This window comes from Peribacillus glennii, from assembly GCF_003429105.1.
GTDB lineage: Bacteria > Bacillota > Bacilli > Bacillales > DSM-1321 > Peribacillus > Peribacillus glennii.
Window position 1 is genome coordinate 19,223 of the sequence record NZ_QVTD01000011.1, and the last position, 12,801, is coordinate 32,023.

Genomic DNA, 12,801 nt, shown 5'->3' on the forward strand with positions numbered 1-12,801 from the left:
TCGTGAAGATAAATTTATGTACAAGTTTTTTTGAACCCGGACAGGAACCTCGAAATTTTTTATAACATACGCTAGAAAGTAAAAGAAAAGATGAGGATTGAGACATATGAGGAGAAAAAAACGTATTTCCCTATTGCTTTCAATTTTGTGTTTTAATGTGTTGATGTGCCTTTTACTTGCTGGCTGCAATGATGGACAGGGTACCAAGACAGGCGATACCGAACGGGAGAAAAAAGATTCTGGGCACAAAACGATTAAGATCGGATATCAAAAAAATGGGCCCCTGGTCATTTTGAAATCTTTGGGATCGCTGGAAAAACACCTTAAACCAAAGGGTTACGAGGTAGAATGGAAGGAATTTACCGCCGGTCCTGCGCTTTTGGAGGCACTGAATGTCGGGAGCATTGATTTTGGAAGAACCGGCGATTCTCCGCCTATCTTTGCTCAGGCAGCTGATGCGCCATTTGTATATGTGGCAGCTGGTAAAACGAAAGTGGAAGGCAGCGGGATCTTGGTTCCCGAGGATTCCGGGATAAAATCACTCGAAGATCTGAGGGGCAAGAAAATAGGTTTTGCGAAAGGCTCAAGCTCACATTACCTCTTAGTGAAAGCTCTTAAAAAAGCAGGGATATCCTATAAGGATATAAAGCCATCTTTTTTACAGCCGGGAGATGCGAGGGTTGCATTTGAAAAAGGAAATATCGATGCGTGGGTTGTATGGGATCCGTTCACTGCTGACACACAAATAAACTCCAAAGCCCGGATGTTGGTAAATGGGGAAGGACTGACAACTGACCGGGATTTCTTTTTGGCGAACATTGAATTTGAAAGGAACCATAGCGAGGCAGTGGATATCATAGTAGACGAAATCGAGAAGTCATCGGATTGGGCGAATGAAAATCATGAAGAATTAGTTGCGATGCTGTCACCGCTATTAAAAATCGATGAACGATCGCTATTAATGTCTGCCGAGCGGCGGATTTACGGCGTGGAACCCTTGACGGAGGAAATTGTGAAAGAACAACAGGAGATAGCGGACACATACTTCGAAATGAAAATCATACCGAAAAAAATTAATGTGCAGGATACGGTGGATCAAGGACGAATGGCTAAAAAGTAAAGAGAGGGGACTGACACTCTTGAAAATGAGCATAAATGGGGGGGGAAAACATTTTATTCCCTGGGCGTTCCCGGTTCTCCTCCTTATTAGCTGGCAAATCTTTTCATCATTAGGAGTAATCCCGGCCCGTGTTCTCCCCGCCCCGTTAGATGTGCTTTTGGCTGCAGTGGAGCTATCGAAATCCGGGGAACTGTTTGACCATATTTCAGTAAGTCTTGGGAGGGCCGTAACAGGATGTTTGATTGGGGGCACTATTGGATTTTTTCTTGGATTATTTAACGGAATCTCCCGGATCTCTGAATTGCTGTTTGATACATCTATCCAAATGCTGCGCAATATCCCCCACCTTGCGCTGATTCCTTTAGTCATCCTATGGTTTGGGATTGACGAAACATCAAAGATTTTTATCGTGGCACTCGGTGTTTTGTTTCCGGTCTATATTAATACCTATCATGGCATCAAATCAGTGGATAAAGGACTGATTGAAATGGGGAGGGCGTACGGCCTGTCAGCGACTTCTTTATTTTGGATGATCATTTTTCCTGGCGCGTTTTCGTCAATCCTGGTCGGAATCAGGTTTTCCCTTGGAGTGATGTGGATGACTCTAATCGTGGCGGAGACCATTTCTGCCCATTCAGGGATCGGTTATATGGCGATGAATGCCCGGGAATTCATGCAGATGGATGTGATTGTTCTAAGTATTGTACTGTACGCTTTATTCGGGAAGCTCTCAGACGTAATTGCGAGGATGATAGAAGGAAAATGGCTTCAATGGAATGCGTGAATTTTTTACAAGGGGAGGCGGATCGGATGATATCTCACATTCCCAAGGTTCATATCATGCTGGACGACGTCCAAAAGTCTTATAATGGCAGACCGGTATTGAGTGGGGTCGACCTGAACATCAGGTTTGGTGAATTTGTTGCGATTGTCGGAAAAAGCGGGTGCGGCAAAAGTACGCTTCTTCGATTAGTGGCAGGCCTTGAACAATATGATGGCGGTTCAATAACGGTAAACGCAAAACGGCTCAGCTGTTTAAATACAGATGCACGGATCATGTTCCAGGATGGAAGATTGCTGCCATGGAAGCGAGTTCTGAATAATGTAGGACTGGGACTAAAAGGAAAGTGGAGGGCTGAAGCACTGCAGGCATTAGCGAATGTTGGCCTGCGAGACAGGTTCGATGATTGGCCTGGGAAACTTTCAGGAGGACAGAAACAGCGGGTCGCTTTAGCCCGAGCCCTGGTCCACAAGCCGGATATCCTTCTTTTGGATGAACCGTTAGGGGCGCTTGACGCTCTTACAAGGATTGAAATGCAGGCACTGATCGAAAGGATCTGGGAAGAAAAAAAATTCACTTCGCTTTTAGTCACCCATGACGTTGAGGAAGCCGTCGCAATAGCTGACAGGGTCATACTTATTGATGACGGAAAAATTGTCTTAAATAAGCCCATCCATCTCCCGAGGCCTAGACAAAGGACACAGCCGGCATTTGCGAATTATGTGGACCAAATTTTGGACCGGATCATGGGCGGCCAGTCCCATGCCGCCGTTACACCATAAACTCAATGGGGGCCAGTCCCCCGGCACGTTAAAGCGGTGGAGCAATGGGGGTCAGTCCCCCGGCACGTTAAAGCGATGCAACAATGGGGGACTGACCCCCAGTACGTTACAGCGTTAAAGCGACAATGGCGGATTTCCACGTTAAGCAATACGTCCTCTGCAAAGTGTCAGATAAACTTGATTATTCTTATCCAAAACAACAAGATCGGCATCTTTTCCTTTTGTGATGCTCCCCTTTCTGTCGAATATATTCAGCTGCTTTGCAGGGTTTTCAGAAGCCATTTGAATGGCATCTTCCAGTGAACAATCGGTATAAGCTAACATGTTCCTTACTGCCTGATCCATCATTAAAGTGCTGCCGGCTAGCGTCCCATCCGGGAGAATGGCTTTGCCATCCTTTACGTGCACATTTTGTCCGCCAAACTTATAAGTTGACTCTGTTAAACATTTTGCCCGCATTGAATCTGTGATTAATATCAACCCATGCACCCCCTTTTGTTTGTAAGCAAGCTTTACCATTTCCGGACTGACATGGATTCCGTCAGCAATGATTTCCGCTTTCACTTCTTCCATCAACAGCGCAGCACCGGCAACTCCCGGTTCACGGTGATGCAGTGCTGTCATGCCATTGAAAAGATGGGTAATGTGCAAGGTTCCCTCTTTTATCGCTTTGGCCGCCTGTCCATAGGACGCAGCGGAGTGCCCGATGGAGGCAACTATCCCTTTTTTCTTTAAATAGCGGATTATTTCCATTCCGCCAGGCTTTTCAGGGGCTAATGTAACCAGTTTGATGGAATTCCCCGATATCTCTTCCCATTTTCTAAATAACTCCAAATTAGGACTGACTATATGTTCCACTGGCTGGGCTCCGGCTTTCTTGGGATTTATGAACGGGCCTTCGAGATGGATCCCAAGGATTTCTGCTTGTCCTGGAGCCTGAAGTTCATTGATATAATGGCGTGCATTTAGGAGGGCCTGTTCAATTGCTTTACTGTCCTGGGTAATGGTTGTTGCTAGAAAGCTTGTGGTACCTTCTTTTGGGAGAGCGGAGGATATGGTATCAAGCGCTTTCCGGGAGGCGTCCATTGTATCAGCACCTGCCACCCCATGTATATGGACATCGATGAAGCCTGGAAGCACCTTGGATTGGGTGGGTAGAAAAATCTCCCCGTATCCACTTTCTTCCGGAATATCTTCCATCGGGCCGAAATCCTTGATTCGACCATTTTCCATTAGTAAAAATCCATTTTCTAAAATCCCAATTTCTGAGTATATCTTCACATGTGAAAGCATGGTTTTGTTGCCTGCGTCCATATCTTTGTCTTCCTTTCTATTTCTATTTAACAATGGGAAAGTGGGCTGGTCCAACTTGATATGTAAATCTTTTTTCAGTATAAACTGTAGAATTCATCTGCCAATAAATTGTAAGATTACTAAAGAATGTATTTAATGAAAAAAGCGGGTGGCTGCAGTTGAAGAAAAAAGTAATCAGGATAACGGCCTTGATTCTGGCGGTTGTGCTGGCCATTGATATTTGTGCCAGTTTTTATTTCTATCATGTGGCGGTGACCAGGTCCTCAAAGGACTTTTTGGAAGGAAACCCTGACCTGGAAGTCACGAGCGAAATGACGACAGCCTATGAGGGCAAGGAATGGATGGCGAAAAAAGTTTTTGAAAATGCCATGATCACTTCCAATGATGGCCTGAAGCTGAAGGCATACTATTTAAAGGCGAAACACCCAACCAAAAAGACGGCAATCATTGCCCATGGCTATGCCAGCAAGGCGAAAGACATGGGGGCATATGCTAAATTTTATCATGAAAAACTAGGTTTCAATGTGCTGATGCCCGACAACCGCGGCCATGGCGAGAGTGAAGGGGACTATATCGGCTTTGGATGGGATGATAGGAAGGATTATTTACAATGGATTGATTATGTACTTGGAATGAATGGTGAGGAAACTGAGATCATTCTTCACGGCGTTTCAATGGGGGGAGCTGCCGTTTTGATGGCCAGCGGTGAAAAATTGCCTCAAAACGTAAAGGCGATTGTCTCCGATTGTGCATATACCTCGGCAGAAGATGTCCTTCCCTATCGGTTAACGAGAATGTACAATTTGCCTGGGTTTCCGATCTTGCAGAGTACAAGCATGCTGACAAAAGTAAGGGCGGGATATTCTTTTAAGGAAGCCTCCGCAATAAAGCAGGTGGCTAAAACGGACAAACCGGTCCTCTTCATCCATGGCCGGGCAGATACATTCGTTCCTGTCGAGATGGCCCACCGATTATATAATAATACAAATAGCAATAAAAAGTTGGTTTTAGTGCCGGACGCAGGACACGGGAATGCTTATGATGCCGACCAGGAAGGCTATGAAAAAACAGTGGCGGGGTTTCTGGCAAAGTATATGAAATGAAACCTGATGGCGGATTAGGCGCCGGAAGATCAAGCAGCAATAGAAAATACAGTAAAAGAGGTTACATAATGAACTGGAAAATGTTAGCGGCCTTCGTTGCAATATTATCATTTTTATTAGTACTTGTTCCAAAACAATCGGAAGCATCGGCTCCAACCTGTTATTCGCCAAACCAGCCGAAGAGAAATTACATAAACGTCTCTGTTTCGACACTATGGAAGGTACCCGGCACAAAACGGACGATCGACAAGTATTCTTTATCAAATCCTGTTGATATGAGAAAATGGACAGCAAGCATGCCTTCTGCCAATACACGCAAATGGCTTACAGGCAAAACGGAAACCCAGGCACTTTACGGACAAGAGGTACAAATCTTAAAAACGAGCGGGAGATGGCTGCAGATTGCAGTTAAAGACCAATACACCGCAAAAAATAAATACGGCTATCCGGGATGGGTCCCGAAATCCCACGTAACGAAGCAACAAGCCGGATATAACAATTGCCGAAAAGCAATTGTAAAAACAAAAACGGCTGATTTATATGATGATAAAAATAAAAAATATATGGAAATCAGCTTTAATGCCAGATTATTCGTGACCAAGACAGAAAAGGATTGGATAAAAGTGATCACACCTTCCAGTCAAACAAAATGGCTTAAAAGAAGTGATGTCAAAATATACGCAGCTTCAACCAAAATTCCGAAACCGAGCGGCTCCAATTTGGTCAATACAGCTAAAATGTTTTTGGGATTGCCCTATCTATGGGCAGGTACTTCCGCCTATGGCTTTGACTGTTCGGGTTTTACCCACTCTGTTTATAAGTATCATGGAATTACAATACCGAGGGATGCGTCCGAACAAATAAAGAAGGGAAAATCTGTGTCAAAAAATCAGCTTCATCCAGGGGATTTGCTATTCTTCGCCTATAATAACGGAAAAGGGCGGGTCCACCATGTGTCCATGTACGCAGGAAACGGCAAAATGATCCATGCTCCGAGAGCAGGAAAAAAAATCGAAATCATATCGATCAATACGGAACCCTATAAACAGGAATTTGCCGGAGCGAGACGGTTTGCTTACTAAATTGTCTACTGCCCAATACCGGCACCTATTTCAGAAAAAACAGCACCCGATCCCCGGTGATGACTGTTTACCGTGAAGATAATTTCGGATATTTATTATGTATAAGTCCTTTTGATTTGTCTGAATGAATTGGATTCACTAGCTGAATGGACAAAAAAGAGACCGAATTATATCAATCATATGTCTGAAGATGATTGGACACTTTTCAGTATCTGTTTGTATAATGAATCGGTTAGGCCGAAACTCACAGGCATAAATATTTCATTATAATTTTTATTCATATGATGTCTAAAACAAAGAGCCCGGAGTAATCGGCAACTTGGAATCTGGTTTATTGAAAAACAGAAAGGATAAAAGGCTTGCAAATGTTGGTTTTAGAAGATTTTTTTATTAATTTTTGTATCTTATGCACAGGTATTTTCCTGATACATCACTACTTCCTTAGGGATCATTTATCGAATAAATTGATTCGATGCAAGAGCCTTCGTGGGATTTGTCATGGCATTTTTGGTGTAGTTCTAATGCATTTCGGTATACAGCTAAACGATGGGGTCCTTATTGACCTTAGAAGTATACCAATGATGTTAGCAGCGTTTGTTGGAGGATGGGTTCCCACTTTTACGGCTACAGCGATCATTATCGTATTCAGGTTGGTATTGTATCCAATCACTTTTTCTTCCCTTAACAACATTTACGTTCTTGGCTTTTCCGCAATAATATTTACACTGATTTGTAATTCGAGAATGAGTGCAAAGAGGAAATGGGTTTTGATGCCATTATCTTTTATAATTATCCTTGCTTCTACGTTTTACATAGTCATACCTGAGTTCGAAACGGCAATTATCATTTTTGTACAATACGCCTCTGCTATTGCATTCGCTTCATTCGGAGCTTATATTATTAAATCTTACCTTAGCAGGAACGATGAGAACTACGAAAAAGTTAAACTAGCATCTAAGAAAGATCACCTCACCGGCTTAAACAATGTTCGTTCATTTGATCAAGCGATAGGTTCCTTCTTTTCGAGCGCAAAAGCGCAAGAAATAGATTTGTCGCTGTTGGTAATAGACATTGATCATTTTAAACAAATCAATGACACTTATGGCCATCCTGCAGGAGATAAGGTCATTAAGAAGGTTGCCCAATTACTCTTACTCTCCTGCAGGTCGGTCGATTTTGTTTCCCGTAATGGCGGTGAAGAATTCAGTATTATTATGCCGGATTGCGATACTGACTCCTGCCAGGTTATTGCAGAAAGAATCCGCAAAGCAGTTGATAAGAGTACTTCCAGAATAAGCGAGGTGGAATTGCAGGTCAGTGTTTCGATCGGTTATGCTACCGCTGTGCAAGATAACATTGTATCGGTTGCAGATTTAATAGATAAAGCAGATCAGGGTCTCTATAAGGCGAAGCAAAGGGGGAGGAACCGGGTGGTGGCAGGTCTGTAATACGGAAAGCGTTATCTTCTACTATCAGGAAATATTGTTTATTTCTAAACTAAGGGTTCGCATATTTAACAAAGAAGCAGCTGCGATGTTACTTTTTTATGTATATGGGAAAGGATAGTGGCAGGAAAATGCTTTTTGAAGGACTAAAACAGCACCCATCCGGGTGCTGTTTTACAATTATCAACGTGCAGCCTTTCGGAAACCCTCAGAAATAAAATCTGCAATGAATACCAAAATGATATAGCAGATCAGCAGTAGGGTGATTTCTGTATAATGAAAATAACTCAGGCTCAGTTTGAACTGCTGCCCGAGGCCTCCTGCACCTACGAATCCCACCACTATGGAGGTTCTCATGATCACCTCGCCGCGATAGAGAATGTATGTGAGGAATTTCGGCATTACGGCAGGAATAATTCCATAGAAAAGAATCTGGGCATTTGAAGCTCCCGCAGAAGCCAGATTCCGGATCGGCCTTGCGTCTGTATCCTCGATGACTTCCGCACAAAGCTTTCCGATTATCCCGAAATTATGAAGTGCAAGGGCGATCGCCCCGGGCAAGATTCCCGGTTTGAAAATAAAAACAATCACCATTGCAAACACGAGTTCCGGAACTGCCCTGGAAAAAATATATAGTCCGCGTATAATGCCGAATAAAATCCAGTGGTACCACCGTTTTGAGACGGTTAATGTGCCATCGGCAATGGTCCTTGAGGCTGGAATTACTGTCAACATGGCGACTATTGTGGCAAACCCAAGCGCCATCACACTCATTTGCAAGGTTTCATAGGTGAGCTGGATGGCATTTTTCCAGCTTTCCTTATCAACAAAAGCCGGTTTTTCTTCCTGAAAACCGAACAGGCCCGAGAAAAACTTCTTGGCATATTCAAGATTCCGTTCGTTAAACAGTTCAAAAAAGTGAGCTCTTTCAATAAATAAAATATGGCCCCAGGATCCGGCGAGCAGGGCAAAAACCAACAGGATAGAAAAGCTCACAAACGAAAAGCGGCGTTTTTTACGGGGAATTTGAACTTTATTCTTCATCACAGCACCAGCCGCTTTCGTAAGGAATTGCTCCAGGCATCTATCAGTACGACAATGGCGATCAAAAAGAACAGGAAGGTCCATACCTCATCATAGTTCAGGTCCGAGAGTGAAAGCTGGATCTGGTAACCGAGCCCCCCCAGGCCGACAAAGCTCATGATCGCCGAAGAGCGGATAGAGCATTCAAAACGGTACATCGTATAGCTGATCATATTCGCACGAACAAGGGGCAAATATCCATATAGCAGGCATTGCAGCCTTGATGCACCGGCAGCGCGCAACGCCTGGATAGGTTCTTTCGGGACATCATTGATCATATCCGCGAGTATCCTGCCAAGAATCCCTCCGTATGGAATCCCAAGCGCAAAAACGGCGGCATAAGGGGATAACCCAATTACCGCAACAAATAACAGGGCCCATACAAGTTCATGAATGGCCCTGATCGTCGCCAAAATCCCTCTGAAAATACCCATTGCAATTACCCGTACTGCGTGTGAAGAAAATAACACGCCAGAACCTAAAATGCCGAATATAAATGCAATGATAAGTGCAACAGTCATGCCTGTTACCGCGTAGACTACCGTCACCCATGAAGATTCTATCGCAAGCGCGACTATTTCGGGAGAGAGGTCCGGCTTTATCAATCCCTCAAAAATCTGAACGGTCGTAGTCCATCCGCCGGCATGAACCAGGTCCCGGCTCCAAGTCACAGAAAACAGGCTCCAGATAAAAGCGGCCAGCAGAAGCAGAGTGAGCACGGATCTATTATGCGTCTTAAGCGGAGCAAGGAGTTCTTTCATTCTTGGCTCAGCTCCTTTAACGAATAGAGTCCGGTTAAGTGTTCTTTGGTGATATCTTCTGTCGGCAGATCAAAGAAGATTTCGCCATCCCGCAGTGCAACGATTCTTGAAAAATACTTCTTCGCATATTCCACGGAATGCAGGCTCATTACCAGGGTCTGTTTTTCTTCTGCAACAAGCTTTGTGAGCATTTCCAGGATATCCTCTGCCCTGGCAGGGTCCAAAGAAGCCACAGGTTCATCAGCCAGGATCACCTCGGGATTTTGTACGAGAAGCCGGGCCATGGCGACCCGCTGCTGTTCGCCCCCTGACATCCTTGACGTTTGGTCATGCATTTTATCGAGAAGGCCAACCCGCTGTAACGCATTCGCAGCTGCTTGTTTATCCTGCGGAACAAATAATGAGAGCATGGATTTGAAAAAACCCCACTCTCCCAATCTGCCTGCAAGGACGTTATGGATGGCCGGAAGAGCGGGAACAAGATCAAATTGCTGGCGGATTACACCGATTTTGTTTGCCAGTTCCCTGCGGTTTTTATATTGCTGGATTGGCTTTCCGTCTAATAGATATATCCCTGTATCCGGAGGTATGGATCCCGCCAGAATATTGAGCAGCGTGGATTTTCCCGCGCCGCTCGGGCCGATAAGAGCGACCGTTTCGCCTTTCTTTATATCAAAAGAAAGGGAAGATATTGCTATCTTCCGTCCGAATTGTTTTGATAAGTTATTTATTTCTACAATATGCATCACAAATCACCTGCTATTTGATGATCCCGAGGTCTTTTGCCACTTGTTCGATCGTTTTATAGTTTTCATTTTTTGTTTCGATGAATGAGTCTGTCTGGAACAAGCTGAGGAATTCTTTCAGGTCCTGGTCATCTTTGTCGATGTCAAGGATTGCCTTTTTCATACTGTCCCCTGTTCCGTTTCCAAACTTATCGTCCACATTGTTGATGATCCAATGGTAATCATAGTAGGAAGGGGTTTTATAGACGACTTTTACTTTATTCAGATCGACTTTTTTCTCGGCGACAGCCGCTTCCCACACGGCTTCATTCAATACGCCGGCTTTAAAGGAGCCGGATTCTACAAGCTTATAAGTCTTATCATGTGAGCCCGAATAGCTTGGGTCTCCATCGAAATCCTTGTCCGGATCGATTCCGGCTTCTTTCAGGTAGTAGCGCGGCATCAAGTGGCCGGACGTAGAGCTTTCGCTTCCGAAGGTAAAATTAACGCCTTGTAAGTCCTCTAATTTATCTGCCTTTACGCTCGTTTGGGCAATAAAGATTGAATGGAATTCCTTGTCGCGGGGACGTTGGGCAAAAGCTTCTGCCTCTGGGACAAGATTGCGCGCCTGAACGCCGGTCAACCCGCCAAACCAGGCCATGTCAATTTCACCGCGCTCGAATGCTGTCACAAGTGCAGCGTAATCGACTGACGGAACATACTCGACTTTCATGCCTGTTTCTTTGCCTAAATGTTTAGCAAGAACGTCCATGCTTCTGCTTAAATCAGCAGCATTCTGGTCAGGCAAGGCACCGATCTTAAAGACTTCATCTGTTTTATTTCCCGATTTTTTCGCTTCCTCTTTTGGCTCTTCATTTGCTGCGCATCCGGTAACTAGCGCAAAAATGATCAAAAGGCTAAATAACGCCATAAGTTTTTTCTGCAAAATTCTCATCTCTTTCTAATAAATTTTAGTTGACTATTAAATTTTACACGTTTTACTTTAATTTACAAATGATTCGATTACTTATTCGAGGATATGTTCCTGCATCAGCGTTTGAAAGGATGCTGAGCCGTGAAATCTTTCAGTAATTTATGTAGAATGAGACAAAAAAGAGTGGAGGAAAACGAGGTGTGTGGCAGATATAATCTTTTTTCCGAGTTAAAGACGATAGCTGAAAGATTTCAGCTAATGAACAGTGAAGTGTCGGAATTGGTCCCCCGCTACAATATAGCCCCTGGTCAGGATATTATGGCCGTACGGTCTGATAAAAACGGGAACCATGCTTTCTTCCCTCGTTGGGGTCTGGTTCCTACGTGGGCCAAGGATCCGAAAATCGGTTATAAAATGATTAATGCACGGGCAGAAACCTTGCACGAAAAGCCGACTTTTAAAAGGCTGTTAAGCAGGAAACGATGTTTGATCGTTGCAGATGGTTTTTACGAATGGAAAAAAGAGAAGAATGGAAAACAGCCTTATCATATTCACTTGGATGACCGTTCCCCATTTGGTTTTGCGGGTCTGTGGGATGAATGGGAGAATCAGGGGGAAGTGATTCATACGTGTACGATCATCACGACCGAGGCCAATGAACTGATGAGAGATATCCACCATCGTATGCCGGTGATCCTTACAAGAGATTCAGAGGAAGCGTGGCTGGATCAAGCTGATTTATCCATGACTGACTTAACTGAATTATTGGTTGCATATGATCCTAACGCAATGTTTGCCTACCCGATCTCGACGTTTGTCAATAATTCCAGAAATGAAGGGAAGGATATCCTTAATTCTTTATAGGGACCGGCAACACCTTCTAACGGGAAACAAAAGGGCTGTCCTGGGTCCAAAATCTCCAGGGGTAGTCTTTTGCTTCCCCGGAATTTTGTATGCCGATGCGGGGGCCGGAAGATATCTTTTCTGGCTTTTTTCCCGCTGTGATCCATAAAGGCGGCTCCGTGAATGAATGCCCGTAATCCGCCATGGAAATACCGAGTGCCTTCGTAAGTTTGCCTGGGCCGCTCGTCAATTTGCGAAGTTCAGTAGTGCCCCGCCTTTCCTGCATCAACGGGATGCCATGGCACGGTTCGACTGCCCTGATCAGTACTGCCTCAGGTTTTTCTTTTTGTGCGCTTACCACATTGACCAGTGTATGGGTGTGCATTACATACGTGTAGACGAGCCCGGCTTCCCCGAACATGACCTCTGTCCTGTTTGTCCGCCTGTTGCCATAGCTATGGGCCGCACGGTCTTCGGGCCCGATATACGCTTCGGTTTCCACGATAAAACCTGATGCCGTTCCTTCCGGCGTTTGTTTTATCAGCAGGCAGCCAAGCAGGGCGCGGGCGAGTTCCAGGGTCGGAACCTGGAAGAATTCCCTTGGCTTTGGCAAGCCGATTTTTTCCTTATCGTTAAGCATGGGGATCGTCCTCCCTTATGATTGCGTTTTTATTTAAGCTGAAATAAACATTAATTTGTCCAAAATAAAAATAATGTAGCCATTTTATATGATGATTTGTTTAAAATAAAATAGTGCAACTACCACATCATTTATCCGGATTGATTTATCCCTAAACCCGGCAGATTTTGTGCTTTCTTGCTTATTTC

The 12,801-nt window shown here is 44.4% G+C and carries 12 protein-coding genes and 1 pseudogene; 7 read left to right on the forward strand and 6 right to left on the reverse strand.

The features are described from left to right. Positions 1–106: 106 nt before the first annotated feature. Genes D0466_RS15475 through D0466_RS15485 form a run of 3 tightly spaced genes read left to right on the forward strand, consistent with a single transcriptional unit; the run spans position 107 to position 2,683 of the window. Positions 107–1,120: a sulfonate ABC transporter substrate-binding protein gene (locus D0466_RS15475; RefSeq protein ID WP_233522666.1), complete on the forward strand. Its 1,014-nt coding sequence runs from the start codon at positions 107–109 to the stop codon at positions 1,118–1,120. 25 nt (positions 1,121–1,145) lie between these two features. Then, positions 1,146–1,904: an ABC transporter permease subunit gene (locus D0466_RS15480; protein WP_117323632.1), complete on the forward strand. Its 759-nt coding sequence runs from the start codon at positions 1,146–1,148 to the stop codon at positions 1,902–1,904. A 26-nt stretch (positions 1,905–1,930) separates the two neighbouring features. Beyond that, on the forward strand, positions 1,931–2,683 hold the full coding sequence (locus D0466_RS15485) for an ATP-binding cassette domain-containing protein (RefSeq protein WP_117323633.1): 753 nt from the start codon (positions 1,931–1,933) through the stop codon (positions 2,681–2,683). A 141-nt stretch (positions 2,684–2,824) separates the two neighbouring features. On the opposite strand, the gene nagA is transcribed toward D0466_RS15485, so the two are convergent. Next, on the reverse strand, positions 2,825–3,997 hold the full coding sequence (gene nagA / locus D0466_RS15490; protein WP_117323451.1) for an N-acetylglucosamine-6-phosphate deacetylase: 1,173 nt from the start codon (positions 3,995–3,997) through the stop codon (positions 2,825–2,827). Between the two features lie 158 nt (positions 3,998–4,155). Here nagA and D0466_RS15495 point away from each other — a divergent pair, with 158 nt between their 5' ends. From D0466_RS15495 to D0466_RS15505, 3 genes are all read left to right on the forward strand, one after another. After that, positions 4,156–5,100, forward strand: a complete 945-nt coding sequence (locus tag D0466_RS15495) for an alpha/beta hydrolase (protein WP_117323452.1) — start codon at positions 4,156–4,158, stop codon at positions 5,098–5,100. 68 nt (positions 5,101–5,168) lie between these two features. Further along, positions 5,169–6,182, forward strand: a complete 1,014-nt coding sequence (locus tag D0466_RS15500) for a C40 family peptidase (protein ID WP_233522667.1) — start codon at positions 5,169–5,171, stop codon at positions 6,180–6,182. 365 nt (positions 6,183–6,547) lie between these two features. Next, a complete protein-coding gene (locus tag D0466_RS15505) occupies positions 6,548–7,630 on the forward strand; it encodes a diguanylate cyclase (RefSeq protein WP_117323454.1) in 1,083 nt (360 codons plus the stop codon). A 180-nt stretch (positions 7,631–7,810) separates the two neighbouring features. Here the strand turns inward: D0466_RS15505 and D0466_RS23020 are convergent, their stop codons facing one another. The 4 genes and pseudogenes from D0466_RS23020 to D0466_RS15525 form a co-directional block, all read right to left on the reverse strand. Further along, positions 7,811–8,671, reverse strand: a complete 861-nt coding sequence (locus D0466_RS23020) for a PhnE/PtxC family ABC transporter permease (RefSeq protein ID WP_117323455.1) — start codon at positions 8,669–8,671, stop codon at positions 7,811–7,813. After that, on the reverse strand, positions 8,671–9,471 hold the full coding sequence (locus D0466_RS23025) for a PhnE/PtxC family ABC transporter permease (RefSeq protein WP_117323456.1): 801 nt from the start codon (positions 9,469–9,471) through the stop codon (positions 8,671–8,673). The genes D0466_RS23020 and D0466_RS23025 overlap by 1 nt, the downstream gene beginning before the upstream one ends. Continuing rightward, positions 9,468–10,148, reverse strand: a pseudogene (locus tag D0466_RS15520) (phosphonate ABC transporter ATP-binding protein); the annotation flags it as partial. The pseudogene D0466_RS15520 and the gene D0466_RS23025, both read right to left, overlap by 4 nt. A gap of 82 nt (positions 10,149–10,230) precedes the next feature. Then, positions 10,231–11,142: a putative selenate ABC transporter substrate-binding protein gene (locus tag D0466_RS15525; protein ID WP_233522669.1), complete on the reverse strand. Its 912-nt coding sequence runs from the start codon at positions 11,140–11,142 to the stop codon at positions 10,231–10,233. Between the two features lie 156 nt (positions 11,143–11,298). On the opposite strand from D0466_RS15525, the gene D0466_RS15530 reads away from it, so the two are divergent. Then, positions 11,299–11,994, forward strand: a complete 696-nt coding sequence (locus D0466_RS15530) for an SOS response-associated peptidase (RefSeq protein ID WP_233522670.1) — start codon at positions 11,299–11,301, stop codon at positions 11,992–11,994. Positions 11,995–12,010: 16 nt separating this feature from the next. On the opposite strand, the gene D0466_RS15535 is transcribed toward D0466_RS15530, so the two are convergent. Further along, a complete protein-coding gene (locus D0466_RS15535) occupies positions 12,011–12,613 on the reverse strand; it encodes a DNA-3-methyladenine glycosylase (RefSeq protein WP_117323460.1) in 603 nt (200 codons plus the stop codon). Positions 12,614–12,801 lie beyond the last annotated feature (188 nt).